A 19390-nucleotide genomic window follows, 5' to 3' on the forward strand; every position below is an offset into this window, starting at 1 on the left:
AACCGGTCTTCGTTTTTTGGGATCATGCTCAATAGAACCTGTAATCCTGCGCGATCTCATCGCCGAGCCTGGTGTTGTCGCGGATGAAATTGGCCAGGAATTCGTGCAGGCCGGCGTCGAAAATATCCTTGATCGAGCCGGCCGTCAGCATGGAATGGGTCTTGGCGGCCGTCGCATGACAGGCGTGGCGCTCACCATAGTCGTCACCCAGGAATTTGAGATGCTCCGTCAGGAAGCGGTAGCAAAAGGTCAGCGAGCGCGGCATGCGGACATTGAGGATCAGATAGTCGGCGATGTTGCTCGGCTTGTAGTCGGCGTCATAGACCCAGCGGTAGGAGCGGTGCGCCGACACCGAGCGCAGGATCGATTCCCACTGGTAGTTGTCGAGCGTCGAGCCGACCCAGGAGATCGACGGCAACAGAACATAGTACTTCACGTCCAGGATGCGCGCGGTGTTGTCGGCGCGTTCGACATAGGTGCCGAGCTGCGAGAAATCGAAGATCTCGTTGCGCAGCATGGTGCCGTAGAACGAGCCGCGGATCAGCGCCGTCTCGCGCTTGATTGCGTCGAGCGCGCTGGGCAGGTCGCGCTCGTCGATCGGCTTGGCCAACATCCGTTTCAGCGACATCCAGGCTTCGTTGATGCTTTCCCACGTTTCACGCGTCAATGCTGTGCGCACCATGCGGGCATTGTTACGGGCCGTTTCGATAGACGACATCGTGCTCGACGGGTTCGACGTATCGCGCAGCAGGTAGTCGGCGACATTGGCGGCGGTGTAGTCCGAATATTTCTGCGTGAAGCTGGCGTCCGAGCCGGCGCTGAGCAGCACCGAATTCCACTCCTCCGAAGCATTCTGCGTGCGAGTGAGCGCCATGCGCAGGCCGGCATCCACCAACCGCGCCATATTCTCCGCCCGCTCGATATAGCGGTTCATCCAATAGAGCCCGTTGGCGGTGCGGCCGAGAAGCATGTCAACGTGCCTCGATGCTGAGTGAGTAGCGAATAGCGAATAGCAAATAGGGGAAAATCGGCTTCATGATTTCTGTTGCAGACTCCTGATCATCGAACGCAGCATTCTCCCGATCTCATCGGCCTGGCCAAGCAAACGCAATACGTCCTGCTCAACCATCAGCGCTACCCTTCCAGACAAGATTAGGTGCGTTTCCAACTCTTTGAGAGAACCTTGCGCTATGCGAAGATATTGAACGAACGATCCCGTGTTTTCTCGCCCGTGCCCTTCGGCGACATTTGCCGCAATCGATACAGATGATCGCCGTATCTGAGACGTCATCCCGTAAACTTCGGTGCTCGGAAAGGCTTTCGTTGCCGAATAGCAATCTACAGCCAATTCAACGGCCGCCTTCCAAACAATCAAGTCCCTGTAAGAGTTAATAGTCGTGTTGGTGCCCTCTTCCCTATTCGCTATTCGCTACTCACTATTCGCTATTCGCTCTAATCATCCAACACCCAAGTATCCTTCGTGCCGCCGCCTTGCGAGGAATTGACGACCAGCGAGCCTTCCTTGAGCGCTACTCGCGTCAGTCCACCGGGCACGATCTGGATACGGTCGGACACCAGCACATAGGGGCGCAGATCGACATGGCGCGGCGCCAGCCCCTTGTCCGTCAGGATCGGACAGGTCGACAGCGCCAGCGTCGGCTGGGCAATGTAGTTCGACGGTTTTGCCGCGAGCTTTTTGGAAAAATCCTCGCATTCCTTCTTGGTCGCCGCAGGTCCTACCAGCATGCCGTAACCGCCGGACCCATGGACCTCCTTGATCACCAGTTCGTCGATGTGCTCCAGCACATATTTCAGGCTGTCCGGTTCCGAGCAGCGCCAGGTCGGGATGTTGCCGAGCATCGCCTTGCGGCCGGTGTAGAATTCGACGATTTCGGGCATGTAGGAATAGATCGCCTTGTCGTCGGCAATGCCGGTTCCGGGCGCATTGGCGATCGTGATATTGCCGGCGCGGTAGACGTCCATAATGCCCGGCACGCCAAGGGCTGAGTCCGGGCGGAAGGTCAGCGGATCGAGGAACGAGTCGTCGACGCGCCGGTAGAGCACGTCGATCTGCTTGTAGCCCTCGGTCGTGCGCATCGCGACATGGCCATCGACGACGCGCAGATCCTGCCCTTCGACGAGTTGCACCCCCATCTGGTCGGCAAGGAAAGCATGTTCGAAATAGGCCGAGTTGAAGCTGCCCGGCGTCAGCACGGCAATGGTCGGCGCGCCCTTGGTGCTTTGCGGCCGCACTGCGGCCAGCGACTGGCGCAAGAGCTGCGGATAATTCTCCACCGGCCGCACCTTGATCTGCTGGAACAACTCGGGAAAGAGCTGCATCATCGTCTCGCGGTTCTCCAGCATGTAGGAGACGCCGGACGGCGTGCGCGCATTGTCCTCCAGCACGTAGAACTCGTTCTCGCTGATGCGTACGATGTCGACGCCGATGATATGGGTATAGACGCCGGCCGGCGGCCGCACCCCGATCATTTCGGGCAGGAACGCCTCGTTCTTGGCGATCAACTCCTTCGGCACGCGGCCGGCACGCAAGATTTCCTGACGATGGTAGATGTCGTCGAGAAAGGCGTTCAGCGCCTGGACGCGCTGCTCGATGCCTTGCGTCAGCCGTCGCCATTCGTTGCCGGAAATGATGCGCGGAACGATGTCGAAGGGTATCAGCCGCTCCGATGCTTCCTGCTCGCCGTAAACGGCGAATGTGATGCCGGTCTTGCGAAAGACGCGTTCGGCGTCCTGCATCTTCTCGTTAAGCCTGGCCGGGTCCTGTTCCTTCAGCCAGCGATCGTAAGCCGAATACGGTTTTCTCAGCCCGGAAACTTCCGGAAGCATTTCATCGAACGCTGCCAATCGCATACTCCCCTGTGGCGCCATTTCACTGGCCTCGCTGGAGAAAATCAAGCGCAATCGGTGATTTGGTGGGCGCCGGCGATCAGTATATCGCTCTTGCCTAAAATTAAGGCAGTGCCGATAGGGCCGTAGTCAGGCTTTGCTTCGTGTCCGGGCAGATGCCGGATGCGGATCAAAACGCGCGAAAGGTGACGACCGTGAACGTGTCTTTGATGCCGGGAAGAATCTGCACTTTCTCGTTGACGAAGTGGCCGATGTCTTCCTCGTCGTCGACATAGAATTTGGCGAGCAGGTCGTAGTTTCCGGCTGTCGAGTAGATTTCGGAAGCGATCTCAGCATCGGCCAGGGCGCTGGCAACGTCATAGGCCTTGCCCAGATCGCACTTTATCTGCACGAAAAATGCTTTCATTGCCTGGTCCTGCCCAACATCGCACGCTCTAGGTAAAATCGAGCGGCCCTTGTGGCAGACTGCCGCCCGGCTTTCAAGCATCGGCCATCGCTCAGGCTGTCCTAGCCTCGACAATGCTTTCTCGGTCTGGACACAGCTCGCGGCGCCGAATGTTTGCGCTCGGCTGAAACCCTCGAGCACTGCAAAGCGTATAGTATCATGTACCTCGGACAGCGATTTCTCAGGGACAACGGAGACAGGCCATGCGCCGCGCGTTTTTCGCATTCGCAGTCGTTCCATTCATTTTCGCATCCCAGGCCTTTGCTGGCGACGCCGAAGTCAAGGCGGCGCAAACGGTCATCGATGGTCAATTGAAGGCCTTCATCGCCAACGACGGAGCGACGGCCTACAGCTTTGCCGCACCAAATGTGAAACGCATCTTTCCAACTGTCGATACCTTCATGAACATGGTGACCAACGGCTACCCGCCGGTGCGCCAACCGCAGACCTACTCCTTCGGCAAGGTTCGCGAGACGAGCCCGACCTCGATCATCCAGCAGGTGCTGATCGTCGGCCCGGATGGCAAGGACTATGAGGCGGTCTACACGCTCGAACTACAGCCTGACGGCAGCTTTCGGATCACCGGCTGCAGCCTGCGCGCGTCCACGTCGCTCAGCACCTGAGGGTGCTTGAGGAGGGCAAAGTTGTCTCAATCCTGTCGCCGGTAGAGCGTCCAGCTCAGGCCTGAAAACCCCCAGTGTCTCGACGCGTCGGCCCGTTCATACGCCAAAGCGCATGCGGCCGTCGGTTCAACATGTTCGGCTTGCTTGTCCACATCCCCCTCGAGGATCAGCCAAGCCGGCCGGTCGGCGCACATCCTGTTTTCCGGAACCAGCCAAGCCCGACGATCCGTCCGCGCCGCAAAATAATCGACGACCATGGCGGTGCGGAAATCACTGTTGCTCGCATAGGCGGCAGCGCCGTTCCTGGTCATTTCATCGACCATAGCAGCGTACGAGCCGCGTCCGTACTGATAGAATTGGAGCAGCGACGAAATGCTTCCACTCACCACGATCGCCAGTGCTCCCACCGCAAATAGCCTGGCAGTCCCGCGAGCAGCCAAGCCGCGACCGATCATCTCGCCGGCCCAGAGCAGCAGCAATGTTCCGCTGATGATGAAATAGCGCGGAAACTCGAGATTGGGCAGATGTGTCGCCGCCATGAGCAAAGGCAGTCCGATAATCCCGATGACATAGAGGCTGGCCCGGCGATCGCACCAGACACCAGCGGAGAGGCCAACAAGACCGCAGGCGGCAACGATATACGGCCAGTCGCCGAACCAGGGGGGCAGCCCGAACAGAGAGCGGATCATTCCGCCATAGCCCTGCGCGAAGGCGGCAATCGAGAACGGCGAAACACCACCGACACTGAAGCCGAACAGCCTGCCGCCGATAAACACGCAGGCAGCCAGCGGCAGCACGGCAAGCAAGGCCGGCAGGAAGATCGACGCCAGATCCGCAACGACACGGCTGACCCTCGCCGTACGCTGCCAGGCGAGCCACGCGGTCCAGATTGCGAGGACTGCCACCATTCCGATCATGGTGAGATGGCATAGGAACCCGAAAAGGATCGCCGCTGCCAAGGCCGTGCCAGACAACCGTTTGTTGTCGAGCCGGCGCTCCAGAAAAACCACCGAAAGCAGCGTGAAGAGCACAAGGCCGGCATAGCCACGCGCCTCCGAGCCGTAGTGCACCATCGGATAGCTCACGGCAAACAACAGGCTTGTGGCAATCATCGCCCGTCGTCCGTGCGGTGCGGCGGTCGCTGCCGCCGCAACTGTCGTGGCAACACCTAGTGCTATCGACAGGCCTCGCTGGATCAAAGGCGAAGCGTCGGGGCCGATGAGATAGAGATAGATCGAGTTGAGGAAATGATTGTTGTCGTGATTGACGCGCCAGAATATCTGGTCGATCGAGGTCAGCGGCTCAATCAGCGCAAAGCTCCAGATCTCGTCCAGCCAAAGGTCGCCGCGCGCGCCAAGCAAGCGCAAAACCAAGCCGGTCACGGCGATGACCAGAACGGCAAGCAACGACCCCGCCGTCCATTGCTGGACCGCCACGGAGGGCGAAGGCGAAGGCTCGGCGCTGCCATTCGTCCGCACCGTCGTGCCAGGAACTGAAACTTGCCCCGAAACGAACAGGTTCTTGATCCTCGCCCGATGTCGTCCGGCAATGCTTATTAGGCAGACGTTTCAAAACAGTTCATGGCAGGTGCGACTCCTTCCTGGAGCCGGATTCCTGGCGAGCACGCCTACCGGACGGGGAGGTCACCGTTTGCCCATTGCTGCGTGATGATCTCAGCTTGTCCGGCGAACCTGCCAGCCCCGATCGCTTCGCGAACGTCGCGCATCAGCTGCTGGTAGTAGGACAGATTGTTCCAGGTCAGGAGCATCGCCCCGAGCGCCTCTTGCGAGCGCACCAGGTGGTGCAGATAGGCGCGCGAATAGTCGCGTGCGGCCGGGCAGTCGCTTTCCTCATCGAGCGGGCGCGGATCGTCGGCATGGCGGGCGTTGCGCAGATTGACCTTGCCGCGCCGTGTATAGGCAAGGCCATGCCGCCCTGCCCGCGTCGGCATCACGCAGTCGAACATGTCGATGCCGCGCGCCACCGACTTCAAGATGTCGTCCGGCGTACCGACACCCATCAGGTACCGCGGCCGATCAGCCGGCAACTCCGGGCAAGTGATGTCGAGCATCTCCAGCATCACCGCTTGCGGCTCGCCGACGGCCAACCCGCCGACCGCGTAGCCCTTCAGCTCCATCGCCTTCAGCGCCTGCGCCGAGCGCAGCCGCAGGTCCGGTATATCGCCGCCTTGCACAATGCCGAACATCGCCTTGCCGGGCTGCTCGCCGAACGCCGTCTTGCAGCGCTCGGCCCAGCGCAACGACAACTCCATGGCACGCTCGATCTCTTTTTCCTTGGCCGGCAGCGCCGTGCACTCGTCGAGTTGCATCTGGATGTCTGAATCGAGCAGCCCCTGGATCTCGATGGAACGCTCCGGCGACATCTCGTAGGCGCCGCCGTCGATATGCGAACGAAAGGTCACGCCGTTCTCGGTCAGTTTCCTCAGCTTCGACAGCGACATCACCTGGAAGCCGCCGCTGTCGGTGAGGATCGGATAGGGCCAGCGGGCGAATTCATGCAGGCCGCCGAGCCGAGCCACGCGCTCGGCGCCGGGTCTCAGCATCAGGTGGTAGGTGTTGCCAAGGATGATGTCCGAGCCGACACCGCGCACCTGATCCATATACATGGCTTTCACCGTGCCGCCGGTGCCGACCGGCATGAAAGCGGGCGTGCGGATTTCCCCGCGCGGCATGGTGATTGAGCCGCGCCGGGCTCTGCCTTCGGTCGCCAGCACCTTGAAGGCGAATGCGTTAGTCATTGAATTCCCTAGCCATCGAACTCCTTGTCGAACACCGGCGCGTCCGGAGCCTGTCGGTCGAGCGACTGCCGGTAGCGGATGCAGCCGCGCATGAATTTCGGCCAGGGCGGCACGGCAATCGCCGGCTCGGTCTTTTCGGGTAAAAGCGACCAGAGGTCGGGGTGATGCCAGCACAGATCATGGCCGGTGGCGTCGCGGTGTTGGCGGATGCCGGCGCGCAGTTTCCTGACCTCGGCGAGCAAGGCTTCGCGGCCGAAAGTTTCCAGGTCATCATCCATCGTTATCCTCCCTGAACAGAAGACTTGCGTCTCCATAGGAATAGAACCTGTAGCGGTTCTCAATGGCATGCGCATAGGCCGCGTGCATCGTCTGCAAACCGCAGAAGGCCGAAACCAGCATGAACAGCGTCGAACGCGGCAGATGGAAATTGGTCATCAGCATGTCGGCGGTCTTGAAGCGATAGCCGGGCGTGATGAAGATGTCGGTCGGGCCTGACCATGCGGCCAGCCTGCCGTCCTTGCCAGCCGCGCTCTCCAACAAACGCAGCGATGTCGTGCCGACAGCGATAATGCGCCCTCCTTTTGCTCTCGCCGCATTCAGCGCCTCGGCGGTTTCCGGGCTGACCGAACCGGTTTCGGCGTGCATCTTGTGGTCGGCGGTGTCGTCCGCCTTCACCGGCAGGAACGTGCCGGCGCCGACATGCAGCGTGACGAAACGGCGCTCTATGCCCTTGGCGTCGAGCGTCGCAAACAGCTCCGGCGTGAAATGCAGCCCTGCCGTCGGCGCGGCCACGGCGCCCTCCTCCCTGGCATAGATGGTCTGGTAATCGCTGCGGTCGCGCTCGTCGTCGTCACGCTTGGAGGCGATGTAGGGCGGCAGCGGGATGTGGCCGACGGCGTGCAGAGCCTCATCGAGGAACGGACCCGACAGGTCGAAGCCGAGCAGCACCTCGCCACCTTCACCCTTCTCGATCACGGTCGCGTCGAGCTGGCCGAGAAAGCAGCAATTGGCATCATGACCAAAATGGATGCGATCGCCGGCGGCGACGCGCTTGCCCGGCCGCATGAAGGCGAGCCACCGGTCGGGCGCCGTCCGCATGTGCAGCGTGGCTTCAACCTGCGCCGCTGCCTCGCCGCGCCGCCTGATGCCTTTCAGCTGCGCAGGAATGACCTTGGTGTCGTTGAAAACCAGCACATCACCAGCCTTGAGCAGGGACGGCAGGTCGCGCACGGTCATGTCCTCGAGCCCCGCGCCCGGGCTGACCACCAGCATTCTGGCACTGTCGCGCGGCTCGGCTGGGCGAAGCGCGATGCGCTCCTCCGGCAGATCGAAGTCAAAAAGGTCGACGCGCAAGAAATCCCCGCCTCAAGGTTCCGGGCAGGTCACCGCCCAGGCGCCGACACCGTCTATGCTCAATGTGCCGCCCATCGCGAAACTGGACTGCTCGCTGGCCTTGACCAGCCGCAATCTGGCGACGATCGAGCTGAGGCCCTCATCAGTGAGATCGATCAGCATACGCTCGTCGTCCTCGAATGCCTGTCCGACGATGACTTTCGTTGAACCCGGCTGGCCGTCCGTGGTCCATGTCTTGCCGCCGGCATCCAGCCACACGCGCGCCACTGCAATGACGGCTGTGTGTCCCATCAACACGTCGATCGATGCCGCGCCGCCGTCGGCGCCGCAAACGATCGATTCCGTCGCCACCGCCGGAGTGGCCGCCGCGACGAGCACAAATGCGATGGCCGCGACAGCCCGGCTGGTCATTTCACGTCGGCCGCGACCTTGAGCGACACGATCTTGTCGGGATCCTGCACCGGTTCGCCGCGCTTGATCTTGTCGACATTGTCCATGCCTTCGATGACCTGGCCCCACACCGTGTACTGGCGGTTGAGGAAGGCGGCATCGTCGAAGCAGATGAAGAACTGCGAATTGGCCGAGTTCGGGTTCTGCGAGCGCGCCATCGAGCAGGTGCCGCGGCCGTGGTTGGCGTTGGAGAACTCGGCCTTCAAGTCGGGCTTATCGGAACCGCCCGTACCGGCGCGGGTCGGCGCGAAAGACGGCTTATTGGAATTGCCGAATTTCACGTCGCCGGTCTGCGCCATGAAGCCGTCGATGACGCGGTGGAAGACTACGCCGTCATAGGCGCCTTCGCGCGCCAGCTCCTTGATGCGGCCGACATGGCCGGGCGCCAGGTCTGGGAACAATTCAATGACGACCTTGCCCTTGGTCGTGTCCATGATAAGCGCGTTCTCGCGGTCCTTGATCTCGGCCATGTCAGAATATCCTTTTGAAACTTGGGTTTACTTGCCATCCGCGGCGATGCGCACCTTGATCATGCGATCGGGATCGGTCACCGTCCCGTTCTGCGCCTCGTCGCCTTTCTTGATGTGGTCCACCAGTTCCATGCCGCTGACGACATTGCCGACGATGGTATACTGGCCATCGAGCGGCGGTGCCGGCGCGAACATGATGAAGAATTGCGAATTGGCGGAATTCGGATCGTTGGAGCGGGCCATGCCGACCACGCCGCGCTGGTAGTGTTCGGTGCTGGAGAATTCGGCCGGCAGGTCGGGAAGATCGGAACCGCCGGTGCCGACGGCGTCGGCATTGAAGCCGCTCTTCATATTGCCGAACTTGACGTCGCCGGTCTGCGCCATGAAGCCGTCGATGACGCGGTGGAAGGCGACGTTGTCGTAGGCGCCCTGGCGCACCAGCTTTTTGATCTGCGCGACGTGCTTCGGCGCAAGGTCGGGCCTCAGCGCGATGGTCACGTCGCCGTCCTTCAGCGTTACGATCATGGTGTTTTCGGGATCGGCGGCAAACGCCGACACCGATGCGGTCACAAGACCGGCAAGCATGACAAGCAAGAAGGCAAGCTTTTTCAGCTGCATGGGATCTTTCTCCGAATATCTTCGTTCATGCATGTCGTTACCCAAAACCGGGCTCCACTTTTGGGCGACATGCATTTATTTCGCGAATTTGGCGGTGAGCGCGCCGGCCACGGCCGCCGGCACGAAGTGGCGGATGTCGCCTCCCATCGAAGCTATCTGGCGCACAAGTGTGGCGGTAATGGTGCGCACCGAGGGGCTGGCGGGCAGGAAGACCGTCTGCAGCTCCGGCGCCATGGTCTCGTTCATGCCGGCCATCTGCATCTCGTAGTCGAGATCGGTGCCGTCGCGCAGGCCGCGGATCATGATCGAGGCGCCATGCTTCCTGGCCGCGTCGATGACCAGACCGTCGAAGGCGACCACTTTGATGCGCGCACCGTCGCTGCCGAATTCCGCCTTCGTTGCCGTTTCGATCAGATCGACCCGTTCCTCGAAGGAAAACAATGGCTTCTTGCCGGGATGGATGCCGATCGCCGCATAGATGGTGTCCGCCACGGCCAGCGACGCCTTCAGCACGTCGAGATGGCCGTTGGTCAGCGGGTCGAAAGAGCCGGCATAAAGGGCGATGCGTTCGGTCATGGCAGGTGCTTCTAGCGAGCCTCTCCCCTAAAGGCAAATCCGATCGGCAGGCCCGCCCCATGAACCTTTTGGCCGACGTGAACGACAGATGAATGTGCCGCTCACAACGGCTTCACGCAGTGTTCACTAAGTTGCAGCTTCGAAAGATGAAACCAAACACCCATCTAACCGTTGTTAGGCGCAGGAGAACACGCACATGCTGATCTACATGCTCGCCACCGCAATGACCGTCGCCATGCTGATCGCTACCGTATTCGGGTTGCATCAGGAAGCACAGCGAGTCCGCGCCAAGGCCAATACCAAACGGTTCGAAGGCTTCGGCATCCGCAAGCCTTATCGCCACTTCTAGATTGCTGGGGTTTCTTGAGAACGCCGGCCCATAGGGCTGGCGCCGTCGCGGCAAACTCACTCGACGGTAGTGTCAGGCTCCCCACCTTCGGCATCGGTAGCAGCGCCACCTTCAGCATCGACACTCTCTTCGATCTCTTCGTCGGCTTGCGGCTCTGAAATCCGCTCCACCGAAACGACCTTCTCGCCCTCTGCGGTATTAAAGATCGTAACGCCCTTGGTGGCGCGGCTGGCAAAACGAATGCCGTTGACCGGGACGCGGATGACGGTGCCGCCATCCGAAACCAGCATGATCTGATCGTCATTGCCGACCGGGAAAGTCGCCACCAGGCGGCCGATTTCGGCCGTTTTCGACACGTCGGTGGCGCGGATACCCTTGCCGCCACGGCCGGTCAGACGGAAATCGTAGGACGACGAACGCTTGCCGTAGCCATATTCCGTAACCGTCAGCACGAACTGCTCATGTGCCTTGAGGAATTCGTAGCGCTCGTCGGAAAGCTCCGCCTCTTCGCCGACCTCCTCATTGGTAAGCTGGATTTCTTCCTCCTCACCGGCGGCAATGTCGACGACAAGCCGGCGTTCAGCCACCACCCGCTTGAGGTAGGCGGCCCGCTCGGCCGGCGGCGCATCGACATGCTCGATCACCGCCATCGAGATCACCCGGTCGCCATCGGCCATGGCTATGCCGCGTACACCGACCGAATTGCGGCTCTGGAAGACGCGTACGTCGCTGACCGAAAAGCGAATGCACTGGCCGGAACTTGCCGTCAAAAGCACGTCGTCATTGTCGGTGCAGGTTTCGACGCCGAGGATCTCGTCGCCTTCCTCGTCCAGCTTCATGGCGATCTTGCCGTTGCGGTTGACCTGGACGAAGTCCGAAAGCTTGTTGCGACGCACCGTGCCGCGCGTGGTGGCGAACATCACGTCGAGCTCGCCCCAGCTCGTCTCATCCTCCGGCAGCGGCATGATGGTGGTGATGCGCTCGCCCTGTTCGAGCGGCAGCATGTTGATCAGCGCCTTACCGCGCGATTGCGGGTTGCCGATCGGGAGGCGCCAGACCTTTTCCTTGTAGACGATACCGCGTGAGGAGAAGAACAGCACCGGCGTGTGCGTGTTGGCGACGAACAGCCGGGTGACGAAATCCTCGTCCTTGGTCGACATGCCGGAGCGGCCCTTGCCGCCGCGGCGCTGCGCCCGGTAGAGCGACAGCGGCACGCGCTTGATGTAGCCGGAATGGCTGACGGTGACGACCATGTCCTCGCGCTGGATGAGGTCCTCGTCTTCCATGTCGGCCCCGCCCTCGGCGAGCTCGGTGCGGCGCGGTGTGCCGAACTCGTCGCGCACGGCGATGAGTTCGTCCTTGACGATCTGCTGGATGCGGGCGCGGGACGACAGGATGTCCAGGTAATCCTTGATCTCGTCGCCGATCGTATTCAGCTCGTCCGCGATCTCGTCGCGGCCGAGCGCGGTCAGGCGCTGCAGGCGCAGTTCGAGGATGGCGCGGGCCTGCTCCTCGGAGAGATTGTAGGTTCCGTCCTCGTTGATGCGATGGCGCGGATCGTCGATCAACAGAATCAGCGATTCCACGTCGCCCGAAGGCCAGCGCCGCTCCATCAACTGCTCGCGCGCCGTCTGCGGGTCCGGCGCCGTGCGGATCAGCTTGATGACTTCATCGATGTTGGCAACAGCAATGGCAAGGCCGACCAGCACATGGGCGCGGTCGCGCGCCTTGCGCAGCAGGAATTTCGTGCGCCGGCTGATCACCTCCTCACGGAAGGCGACGAACGCCTTCAGCATGTCGGTCAGCGTCAGCAATTCCGGCTTGCCGCCGTTCAGCGCCACCATATTGGCGCCGAAGGACGTCTGCAGCGGGGTGAAGCGGTAAAGCTGGTTGAGGATGACATCGGCGACGGCGTCGCGCTTCAGTTCGATAACGACGCGGTAACCCTGGCGGTCGCTCTCGTCGCGAATGTCGGAAATGCCCTCGATGCGCTTATCGCGCACCAGCTCGGCCATCTTCTCGATCATCGACGCCTTGTTCACCTGGTAGGGAACCTCGGTGATGACAATCGATTCACGGTCGTTGCCGCGTGGCTCGACGTTGACGCGGCCGCGCATGACGATGGAACCGCGGCCTGTCGAATAGGCGCTGTAGATGCCGGAGCGGCCAAGCACGATGCCGCCGGTCGGGAAATCCGGTCCAGGAATGATCTCCATCAGCGCCGGCAGGTCGATCGCCGGATTGTCGATGAGGGCAATGGCGCCGTTGCAGACCTCGCCCAGATTGTGCGGCGGGATGTTGGTGGCCATGCCGACGGCGATACCGCCGGAGCCGTTGACCAACAGGTTCGGGAAGCGCGCCGGCAGGACTTTCGGTTCGCTGCCCGACGCATCGTAAGTGTCCTGGAAATCGACGGTGTCCTTGTCGATGTCTTCCAGCAACTCATGCGCGACCTTGGTCAGCCGCGATTCCGTGTAGCGCATCGCCGCCGGCGGATCGCCGTCGATCGAGCCGAAATTGCCCTGCCCGTCGATCAGCGGAACGCGCAGCGACCAATCCTGCGCCATGCGCACCAAAGCGTCATAGATCGAGGCGTCGCCATGCGGATGGTATTTACCCATCACGTCGGCGACCGGGCGTGCCGATTTCACATATTTGCGGTTCCAGTGATAGCCGCTCTCATAGGCGGCGTAGAGGATGCGGCGATGCACCGGCTTGAGGCCGTCGCGCACGTCCGGCAGCGCACGGCTGACGATTACGCTCATGGCGTAATCGAGATAGGAGCGCTGCATCTCCTCGATGATGGATATCGGCTCGATGCCGGTGGGGCCGCCGTCGGCGCCGCGCGGTGTCTTTTGGTCGGTCAAATCGGATCACAATCTAATCAGGAATCACTTGGTGCTTATATAGGAAGCCGGCCCGAAACTCCAATAATCGCGGCAGTTTTCCAGTGTCGTTTTTAGCGGCAAATTCAAAAGGATACACCAATTGCGACGATATGGCCGTGGCACCCTTTCACGAGCGTCGCCGGCGGGCGCGATAAGTTCCCGGCGTCTCGCCCATCAGCCGCCGGAAACGGCGGTTGAAGGTTGATAGATCGTTGAATCCCGCCGCAAAGGCGATCGCCGAGATCGCCTGATCTGACGTCCGCAGCCGCACGGCTGCCCTGTGCAGCCGCGCTCTCAGCAGGAACTGATAGGGCGTCATGCCGGCAACGTGCCGGAAGGTGCGCAGGAAATGGTAAGGGCTGGTGGCGGTCTCGTCGGCGAGTTCGGCAAGCGAGATCGGCCGGTCGGCATCGATTTCGATGCGGCGCACCGCTTCGGCGACACGCTTCTGGTCACGGCGACTTGGCGCCCGTCCCCGATCCGTATCGCCGCAAGCCGCTGTCACGGCTGCGCCGGCAATGCGCAGGGCGAGTTCCTCGAACGCGCCGGTGTCGGCCATCTCGCGCGCCGCCTCCGCTTCGGCGAGCAGCGGCACCAGCGCCGACAAAGGCGGCAGGCGCGGCATGCTGAAATCAAGCTGCTTTGCGCCCGCGTCGGCGACGATCCGCTCCATATAGGCCAGTCCGAAATGGAAGGAGAGGCAGCGGTCGCCGGTGCCATGCTCATGCCCGCATTCGTAGCAGGTGCCGGGATTGCCGAGCAGGAGCGCGCCCGGCGCCAGCATCGCCGTGCCCTGGCGCGCACGATAGCGGAACGTGCCGCTGGTCACGGCGGCGACGCAGAAATCCCGATGCTCCTCCTCGAATGGCCTGTCGGCGGCACTAGCGGTGCAGACGACATCCAACACCTGCCAGCCTCGGCCCGACGCCAGCCTATGCGCGCTCGTCGTCATCGCCGAAACATAGCAATTTTTCCCAAGCGCAGAACCCCGGTCGGCCTCTATGCTTACCGGTCTCCTGACAAGATGAGAGCGAAGCCATGTCCAATTCCTTTGCCAAGGCCCTGCACAGCGATGGGCCCGTACCGGCCCTTGCCGAGAAACTGAACCTTTATGGCCGCTTCGTCGGCGCCTGGACGTTCGACGCCACGCGCCATCTCGAGGACGGCCAGGTGCTGACCGGGCGCGGCGAAGTGCATTTCGGCTGGGTGCTCGAGGGCCGCGCGATCCAGGACGTATGGATCCTGCCCGCTCGCGACGCCGGCCCCTCGCCGTCGCTCGGCAAATGGACCTTCTATGGCACGACGTTGCGCGTCTATGACTCAGGCGTCGACGCCTGGCACATCTTCTGGAGCGACCCGCGCAACCAGTATTACAGCCGTCAGCTGGGCCGCGTCGAAGGCGACACGATCGTCCAATTGGGCGCAGACGGCACCGGCGCTTCGGTACGCTGGAGCTTTTCCCGGATCACCGGAGATTCCTTCCGCTGGCTGGGCGAGCGGTCGTATGACGACGGCGCGGCCTGGCGTGTCGAAGTCGAGTTTCTGGCGCGGCGCGCCGCCAGCCCCTGATCCGCACGGTTTCCACTGGCACCGCTTTGCTCTACCAATCCCGTTATCCGGCATTGCCGGCGGGGAGGGTCAGCATGCCGAGCTTCGACAGCCTGTTCAACGCCTTCGTCACCATACTGGTGACGATCGATCCGCCCGGCCTGGCGCCGCTCTTCCTCGCCGTGACCCGCGGCATGAACCGCGAGGAGCGCAACCAGGTCTCCGTGCGCGCCTCGGTCATCGCCTTCCTGGTGATGGCGTTGTTCGCAGTCGCCGGCGCGTCGATCCTGTCAGTCTTCGGCATCACCCTGCCGGCCTTCCGCGTCGCCGGCGGCTTTCTGCTGTTCTTCATCGCCTTCGAAATGGTGTTCGAGCGCCGGCAGGACCGCAAGGAGAAGATCGGCGATGTCGCCATCACCAGGGACATGATCCACAACATCGCCGCCTTTCCGCTGGCGATCCCGCTTATTGCGGGTCCCGGCGCGATTTCGGCGACCGTCCTGCTCTCAAGCTCGTTTCAGGGTTTTAGCGCGCAGACAGCACTTGTCGGCATCATCGCGATCTGCCTTGTCATCACCTACCTGGTGTTCGTGCTGTCAGAGCGCATCGACCGTATCCTCGGCCAGACCGGCCGTTCGATCCTCACGCGGCTGCTTGGCGTCATACTGGCGGCGCTCGCCGTGCAGTTCGTCGCCGACGGCATCAAGGCACTGATGGCGACGTAGGAACCGCCCTACTTCGCCGTCTCGATCACTTCGAAGTCATGGGTGATCACGGCGGTCTTGGCCATCATTGCCGAGGCCGAGCAGTATTTCTCGATCGAAAGCTCGATCGCGCGCTTTACCTTGTCGTGCGACAGCGCCCGGCCCTTGACGACGAAATGCATGTGGATGCGGGTGAACACCTTGGGATCGGCTTCTGCACGGTCGGCATCGAGTTCGACGACGCAATCTTCGACCGCCTCGCGCCCCTTTTCCAGGATATGGACCACGTCATAAGCCGAACAGCCGCCGGTGCCGATCAGCACCAGCTCCATTGGGCTCGGCCCCGGCGTCTTGCCCTCCGGCCCGAACGCAGTGCCTAGCACCAGCTTGTGCCCACTGGCGGACTCGCCGACGAAAGTGCGCTCCTCGACCCATTTGACCCTTGCTTTCACTGATCCGTCCTTTCACCGCTCAAACGCACAACGTCCCGAAAATCCAAGACAGATTTTCGGGACGCCATTTCGTGGCCAAGGTGCTGGCGCTTTTCGCCGCAAGGGCAGTCCGCCCCGAGAAATCAGAACGGGATTTCGTCGTCCAGTTCGCGCGACGAACCACCGCCGGTGCCCTTGTTGGCGCCACCGCGATTGAAACTTTCGCCCGGGCCGGACTGGCCGAAATCGGACCCGCGGCTGGCACCACCACCGGCATAGTTGCCGACCTGGCCGCCGCCCTCGCCCCGTGCATCGAGCATCTGCAGCTCGCCGCGGAATTTCTGCAGCACGATTTCGGTCGTATAGCGGTCATTGCCGGTTTGGTCCTGCCACTTGCGCGTCTGCAACTGGCCCTCGACGTAGACTTTCATGCCCTTCTTCAGATACTGCTCGGCCACCTTGGCGATCTGATCGTTGAAGATCACGACATTGTGCCACTCGGTCTTTTCCTTGCGCTCTCCGGACGTCTTGTCGCGCCAGCTTTCCGACGTCGCGATGCGGATGTTGACAACCGGGTCACCCGAATTCAGGCGGCGGATTTCAGGGTCCGCCCCGAGGTTGCCCACCAGAATGACCTTGTTGACGCTACCCGCCATGATACTTCTCCGCGCTCATCCGAAACCAGATTTCTGTCGCTGCACCTTACAGGCTATGGATAAGCCCTGCCTGCCGTCGCTGCCTTTTCCCACAACGTTTTTGTTCTCTTTTCGTTCTATAGTACAGGCCCTGCACTGTCAATAGTTGTCAGTAAGAAGTAGTGTCTTGGCGTCGAATTTCCACAGACCATGGGATCGAGGCGAACGCATGAAGACGGTCGCGCATGACGATCAGCCGCAAGAAGAATGGCGGGCGGGGGTAAAGACCCGAATGCATGTCTCGGCCCGCAACGGCGCAACTCAACTTTGCATATTCGAACAATGGGTCGAACCAGCGGTTGGCGCCCCGACACATTGGCACCCGGTCGAGGAAGTGCTTACCGTCATCGCTGGCAAGGCCGAGATGTGGATCGACGAAGAGCATGTCGTCTTGACTGCCGGACAGTCGCTTGTTGTTGCCGCGCGCAGGCGACATGGCTTCCGAAACGTCGGCTCCGAAATGCTTCATATCCATGCCGTGCTCGCGTCACCAGTTTTCGAGGCGACGTTCAACGGATCCCCTGACATGGTGAGACGCTGGCTTCCAGCGAGTTTGTAAAACCTCGCCCGTCTTAAAAAACACCGCCTGTCTTAAAAACACGGCTTGCCAAACCGATAAGTATCGACTTATGCTTTTGACATGATCGAAGCAGAGATTTTTCGGGCACTGGCCGATCCGACGCGTCGCGCCGTCTATGAGCGGCTCGCCGGCGGCGAGATGACGGTGTCGGAACTGCGCACTGGCATGCCGGTATCGCAGCCGGCGGTATCGCAACACCTCGCCGTGCTGCGCGGCGCCGGCCTCGTGGTCGAGCGCCGGGCCGGTCGCAACGCCTATTACCGCGCCGATCCGAAGGGGCTTGCGCCACTGCTCGGCTGGATCGAACGCTACCGCGCGTTCTGGCCAGAGCGCATCGAAAGGCTCAAGACGGTTTTGAAGGACATGGACCAATGACCAGCCGAGGCAAAGAACGCGCGGAAATGGCGGCAGACAAGATCGAGTTCGAGTGCGAGCTGCCGGAGCCGCCGGAAAAGGTGTGGCGGGCGCTGACGGTGCCGGACCTGCTCGCGGCCTGGATGATGCCGAACGACATTGAACCAAAGATCGGTAGCCGCTTTGCCTTTAAAGCGCCGGAGGCGCCGATCGAATGCGAAATCCTCGACGCCGATCCCGGACGGCTGCTGCGCTATTCCTGGCGGGAACGGCCGGCGCCCGGCGATACGCAGGCGCCGCACGGCAGCCCGGTGGACAGCCCAATGGACGACAGCCCGGTGGACAGCATCGTCACCTTTACGCTCGATCGCACCGTTTCCGGCGGCACGCATCTGCGCATCGTCCATGATGGTTTTGCTCGGGCAGCGATGCCGGAGATCGCGATGGCAGGCGCCGGCTGTCGGCTTTCGTTTGAAGCGCGCAATCCCAGGCACAAGCAGATCGCCGCCAACATCCCGCGCCTCTTCCTGCGCGCGGCCTGAACGACAATAGTCAACGGAGAGAAACGATGAGCGGCCTTGCCAATCTGGTGCCGATGGTGATCGAGCAGTCGAGCCGCGGCGAACGCGCCTTCGACATATTTTCGCGGCTGCTGCGCGAGCGCATCGTCTTCATCAACGGCCCGATCGACGACGGCACCTCGGCGCTGGTCTGCGCCCAGCTTCTGTCGCTGGAATCCGACAATCCCGACAAGGAGGTCTCGCTCTACATCAACTCGCCGGGCGGCGTGGTGACCAGCGGTTTCGCCATCTACGACACGATGCAGTACATCAGCTGCCCGGTCTCCACCGTTTGTATGGGCTTCGCCGCCTCGATGGCCTCGTTCCTCTTGATGGCGGGCACGCCGGGGCGGCGCATCGCATTGCCCAACGCCAGCATCGTGCTGCATCAGCCTCTCGGCGGTTTCCAGGGCCAGGCCTCCGACATCCAGCGCCATGCCGAGGGCATCCTTCGCACCAAGCGGCGCATGACCGATCTTTACGCCCAGCATTGCGGCCGCACCTACGAAGAAGTGGAACGCACGCTCGACCGCGACTTTTTCATGACCGCGCAGGAGGCCAAGGATTGGGGCCTCGTCGACCATGTTTTCGACACTCGCAAACAGGCCGCGTGAAGCACCTTCGAAGCGATATAAGGGCCGGCAACTTTCAGCGCCGCCGGTCTGGCTTCGGCGCTATCGCCGCACTATAGTCAGGTGATGACCGCCAGCCGTTCACCCAGCCTATACCTTGCCATTGCCGCCATTGTGGGCACGAACATGCTGGTGGGCACGGCATTTGCCCAAGATAATTCGACGTCGGCGCAAAGGGGCGCCCTGCCCGGTGTGACCAGCGACTATCGCATCGCCGAGCCAGCGCTGCAGCCCGAGCCCGACGGGGCGGTTCCCAGCAGCGGCTACGGCACATTCAAGATCGGCGATACCGAAGTTCGGATTTCCGGTAGCATCACCATCGATGTCGCCACCGGCGGGATCAGGCCTCCCAGCCGCTAAGTTCGCCTGGTATGCACCACAAATGTGCGCTTCAAACGAACAGCCCCGCCATTGCTTGTGCAACTGACGGGGCTTCTTGGATCTAAAATCCAAATTGCCGGGAGTGTACTGCCGGCTTTTTATTTCGG

Annotated in this window: 25 protein-coding genes; 9 read left to right on the forward strand and 16 right to left on the reverse strand. The window is 61.7% G+C overall.

Features of this window, described 5'->3' with window-relative positions; all coding sequences use genetic code 11:
• Positions 1–28: 28 nt before the first annotated feature.
• The 4 genes from NKH29_RS25050 to NKH29_RS25065 form a co-directional block, all read right to left on the reverse strand.
• The gene (locus NKH29_RS25050) at positions 29–970 is read right to left on the reverse strand and encodes an alpha-E domain-containing protein (protein WP_023717779.1); all 942 of its coding nucleotides are present in this window, start codon (positions 968–970) and stop codon (positions 29–31) included.
• A 63-nt stretch (positions 971–1033) separates the two neighbouring features.
• On the reverse strand, positions 1034–1426 hold the full coding sequence (locus NKH29_RS25055; RefSeq protein ID WP_502911298.1) for a four helix bundle protein: 393 nt from the start codon (positions 1424–1426) through the stop codon (positions 1034–1036).
• A 26-nt stretch (positions 1427–1452) separates the two neighbouring features.
• On the reverse strand, positions 1453–2865 hold the full coding sequence (locus NKH29_RS25060) for a circularly permuted type 2 ATP-grasp protein (protein ID WP_023717781.1): 1413 nt from the start codon (positions 2863–2865) through the stop codon (positions 1453–1455).
• 172 nt (positions 2866–3037) lie between these two features.
• Positions 3038–3274 (reverse strand): Lrp/AsnC ligand binding domain-containing protein, encoded by a 237-nt coding sequence (locus NKH29_RS25065; protein ID WP_023674883.1) that lies wholly within the window; start codon positions 3272–3274, stop codon positions 3038–3040.
• Between the two features lie 242 nt (positions 3275–3516).
• On the opposite strand from NKH29_RS25065, the gene NKH29_RS25070 reads away from it, so the two are divergent.
• A complete protein-coding gene (locus NKH29_RS25070) occupies positions 3517–3936 on the forward strand; it encodes a DUF4864 domain-containing protein (protein ID WP_023717782.1) in 420 nt (139 codons plus the stop codon).
• Positions 3937–3962: 26 nt separating this feature from the next.
• On the opposite strand, the gene NKH29_RS25075 is transcribed toward NKH29_RS25070, so the two are convergent.
• From NKH29_RS25075 to coaD, 8 genes are all read right to left on the reverse strand, one after another.
• Positions 3963–5342 carry a glycosyltransferase family protein gene (locus NKH29_RS25075; protein ID WP_353000793.1) on the reverse strand — a complete coding sequence of 460 codons (1380 nt, stop codon included), beginning with the start codon at positions 5340–5342 and terminating at the stop codon, positions 3963–3965.
• Between the two features lie 221 nt (positions 5343–5563).
• Entirely contained in the window at positions 5564–6694 is a 1131-nt protein-coding gene (gene tgt / locus NKH29_RS25080) for a tRNA guanosine(34) transglycosylase Tgt (RefSeq protein WP_352482259.1), read from the reverse strand.
• Positions 6695–6702: 8 nt separating this feature from the next.
• Positions 6703–6972: a hypothetical protein gene (locus tag NKH29_RS25085; RefSeq protein ID WP_023717785.1), complete on the reverse strand. Its 270-nt coding sequence runs from the start codon at positions 6970–6972 to the stop codon at positions 6703–6705.
• Positions 6965–8047: a tRNA preQ1(34) S-adenosylmethionine ribosyltransferase-isomerase QueA gene (queA, locus tag NKH29_RS25090; RefSeq protein WP_353000795.1), complete on the reverse strand. Its 1083-nt coding sequence runs from the start codon at positions 8045–8047 to the stop codon at positions 6965–6967. Before queA ends, NKH29_RS25085 begins: the two co-directional genes overlap by 8 nt.
• 12 nt (positions 8048–8059) lie before the next feature.
• Entirely contained in the window at positions 8060–8458 is a 399-nt protein-coding gene (locus NKH29_RS25095; RefSeq protein WP_352587095.1) for a hypothetical protein, read from the reverse strand.
• Positions 8455–8967 carry a peptidylprolyl isomerase gene (locus tag NKH29_RS25100; RefSeq protein ID WP_023717788.1) on the reverse strand — a complete coding sequence of 171 codons (513 nt, stop codon included), beginning with the start codon at positions 8965–8967 and terminating at the stop codon, positions 8455–8457. The genes NKH29_RS25095 and NKH29_RS25100 overlap by 4 nt, the downstream gene beginning before the upstream one ends.
• Before the next feature lie 27 nt (positions 8968–8994).
• Positions 8995–9585: a peptidylprolyl isomerase gene (locus NKH29_RS25105; protein ID WP_502896295.1), complete on the reverse strand. Its 591-nt coding sequence runs from the start codon at positions 9583–9585 to the stop codon at positions 8995–8997.
• A gap of 75 nt (positions 9586–9660) precedes the next feature.
• A complete protein-coding gene (gene coaD, locus NKH29_RS25110; protein WP_023717790.1) occupies positions 9661–10161 on the reverse strand; it encodes a pantetheine-phosphate adenylyltransferase in 501 nt (166 codons plus the stop codon).
• 196 nt (positions 10162–10357) lie between these two features.
• Here coaD and NKH29_RS25115 point away from each other — a divergent pair, with 196 nt between their 5' ends.
• Positions 10358–10510 carry a hypothetical protein gene (locus NKH29_RS25115; protein WP_023717791.1) on the forward strand — a complete coding sequence of 51 codons (153 nt, stop codon included), beginning with the start codon at positions 10358–10360 and terminating at the stop codon, positions 10508–10510.
• A 56-nt stretch (positions 10511–10566) separates the two neighbouring features.
• On the opposite strand, the gene gyrA is transcribed toward NKH29_RS25115, so the two are convergent.
• Both gyrA and NKH29_RS25125 read right to left on the reverse strand, forming a co-directional pair.
• Positions 10567–13377, reverse strand: a complete 2811-nt coding sequence (gene gyrA, locus NKH29_RS25120) for a DNA gyrase subunit A (protein ID WP_023717792.1) — start codon at positions 13375–13377, stop codon at positions 10567–10569.
• A gap of 148 nt (positions 13378–13525) precedes the next feature.
• Positions 13526–14350, reverse strand: coding sequence for a helix-turn-helix transcriptional regulator (locus NKH29_RS25125; RefSeq protein ID WP_352789237.1), 825 nt, complete (start codon positions 14348–14350; stop codon positions 13526–13528).
• A gap of 86 nt (positions 14351–14436) precedes the next feature.
• Here NKH29_RS25125 and NKH29_RS25130 point away from each other — a divergent pair, with 86 nt between their 5' ends.
• The gene (locus tag NKH29_RS25130; protein WP_352908358.1) at positions 14437–14967 is read left to right on the forward strand and encodes a hypothetical protein; all 531 of its coding nucleotides are present in this window, start codon (positions 14437–14439) and stop codon (positions 14965–14967) included.
• A 74-nt stretch (positions 14968–15041) separates the two neighbouring features.
• Positions 15042–15671 carry a MarC family protein gene (locus NKH29_RS25135; RefSeq protein ID WP_023717795.1) on the forward strand — a complete coding sequence of 210 codons (630 nt, stop codon included), beginning with the start codon at positions 15042–15044 and terminating at the stop codon, positions 15669–15671.
• Between the two features lie 8 nt (positions 15672–15679).
• Here the strand turns inward: NKH29_RS25135 and NKH29_RS25140 are convergent, their stop codons facing one another.
• The gene (locus NKH29_RS25140; protein ID WP_352482253.1) at positions 15680–16102 is read right to left on the reverse strand and encodes an OsmC family protein; all 423 of its coding nucleotides are present in this window, start codon (positions 16100–16102) and stop codon (positions 15680–15682) included.
• A gap of 122 nt (positions 16103–16224) precedes the next feature.
• Positions 16225–16737, reverse strand: coding sequence for a single-stranded DNA-binding protein (locus tag NKH29_RS25145; RefSeq protein WP_023717797.1), 513 nt, complete (start codon positions 16735–16737; stop codon positions 16225–16227).
• A gap of 208 nt (positions 16738–16945) precedes the next feature.
• On the opposite strand from NKH29_RS25145, the gene NKH29_RS25150 reads away from it, so the two are divergent.
• The 5 genes from NKH29_RS25150 to NKH29_RS25170 all read left to right on the forward strand — a co-directional run bounded on the left by NKH29_RS25150 (position 16946) and on the right by NKH29_RS25170 (position 19262).
• Positions 16946–17335, forward strand: a complete 390-nt coding sequence (locus NKH29_RS25150) for a cupin domain-containing protein (protein WP_352587086.1) — start codon at positions 16946–16948, stop codon at positions 17333–17335.
• 81 nt (positions 17336–17416) lie between these two features.
• Positions 17417–17731, forward strand: a complete 315-nt coding sequence (locus NKH29_RS25155; protein ID WP_023717799.1) for an ArsR/SmtB family transcription factor — start codon at positions 17417–17419, stop codon at positions 17729–17731.
• Positions 17728–18252 (forward strand): SRPBCC family protein, encoded by a 525-nt coding sequence (locus NKH29_RS25160; RefSeq protein ID WP_352789233.1) that lies wholly within the window; start codon positions 17728–17730, stop codon positions 18250–18252. The genes NKH29_RS25155 and NKH29_RS25160 overlap by 4 nt, the downstream gene beginning before the upstream one ends.
• A gap of 26 nt (positions 18253–18278) precedes the next feature.
• Positions 18279–18884, forward strand: coding sequence for an ATP-dependent Clp protease proteolytic subunit (locus tag NKH29_RS25165; RefSeq protein WP_352482251.1), 606 nt, complete (start codon positions 18279–18281; stop codon positions 18882–18884).
• Positions 18885–18968: 84 nt separating this feature from the next.
• Positions 18969–19262 (forward strand): hypothetical protein, encoded by a 294-nt coding sequence (locus NKH29_RS25170; protein WP_352789227.1) that lies wholly within the window; start codon positions 18969–18971, stop codon positions 19260–19262.
• Positions 19263–19390: the final 128 nt, after the last annotated feature.

Origin of the sequence: Mesorhizobium sp. M1295, assembly GCF_040318135.1 — a bacterium.
Classification (GTDB): domain Bacteria; phylum Pseudomonadota; class Alphaproteobacteria; order Rhizobiales; family Rhizobiaceae; genus Mesorhizobium.

Coding starts and splice junctions, on each gene's coding strand:
- NKH29_RS25050 (WP_023717779.1), bottom strand. CDS start 970: ATGCTTCTCGGCCGCACCGCCAACGGGCTCTATTGGATGAACCGCTAT.
- NKH29_RS25065 (WP_023674883.1), bottom strand. CDS start 3,274: ATGAAAGCATTTTTCGTGCAGATAAAGTGCGATCTGGGCAAGGCCTAT.
- NKH29_RS25070 (WP_023717782.1), top strand. CDS start 3,517: ATGCGCCGCGCGTTTTTCGCATTCGCAGTCGTTCCATTCATTTTCGCA.
- tgt (WP_352482259.1), bottom strand. CDS start 6,694: ATGACTAACGCATTCGCCTTCAAGGTGCTGGCGACCGAAGGCAGAGCC.
- NKH29_RS25085 (WP_023717785.1), bottom strand. CDS start 6,972: ATGGATGATGACCTGGAAACTTTCGGCCGCGAAGCCTTGCTCGCCGAG.
- NKH29_RS25095 (WP_352587095.1), bottom strand. CDS start 8,458: ATGACCAGCCGGGCTGTCGCGGCCATCGCATTTGTGCTCGTCGCGGCG.
- NKH29_RS25100 (WP_023717788.1), bottom strand. CDS start 8,967: ATGGCCGAGATCAAGGACCGCGAGAACGCGCTTATCATGGACACGACC.
- NKH29_RS25105 (WP_502896295.1), bottom strand. CDS start 9,585: ATGCAGCTGAAAAAGCTTGCCTTCTTGCTTGTCATGCTTGCCGGTCTT.
- coaD (WP_023717790.1), bottom strand. CDS start 10,161: ATGACCGAACGCATCGCCCTTTATGCCGGCTCTTTCGACCCGCTGACC.
- NKH29_RS25115 (WP_023717791.1), top strand. CDS start 10,358: ATGCTGATCTACATGCTCGCCACCGCAATGACCGTCGCCATGCTGATC.
- NKH29_RS25125 (WP_352789237.1), bottom strand. CDS start 14,350: ATGACGACGAGCGCGCATAGGCTGGCGTCGGGCCGAGGCTGGCAGGTG.
- NKH29_RS25130 (WP_352908358.1), top strand. CDS start 14,437: ATGTCCAATTCCTTTGCCAAGGCCCTGCACAGCGATGGGCCCGTACCG.
- NKH29_RS25135 (WP_023717795.1), top strand. CDS start 15,042: ATGCCGAGCTTCGACAGCCTGTTCAACGCCTTCGTCACCATACTGGTG.
- NKH29_RS25145 (WP_023717797.1), bottom strand. CDS start 16,737: ATGGCGGGTAGCGTCAACAAGGTCATTCTGGTGGGCAACCTCGGGGCG.
- NKH29_RS25150 (WP_352587086.1), top strand. CDS start 16,946: ATGAAGACGGTCGCGCATGACGATCAGCCGCAAGAAGAATGGCGGGCG.
- NKH29_RS25155 (WP_023717799.1), top strand. CDS start 17,417: ATGATCGAAGCAGAGATTTTTCGGGCACTGGCCGATCCGACGCGTCGC.
- NKH29_RS25160 (WP_352789233.1), top strand. CDS start 17,728: ATGACCAGCCGAGGCAAAGAACGCGCGGAAATGGCGGCAGACAAGATC.
- NKH29_RS25165 (WP_352482251.1), top strand. CDS start 18,279: ATGAGCGGCCTTGCCAATCTGGTGCCGATGGTGATCGAGCAGTCGAGC.
- NKH29_RS25170 (WP_352789227.1), top strand. CDS start 18,969: ATGACCGCCAGCCGTTCACCCAGCCTATACCTTGCCATTGCCGCCATT.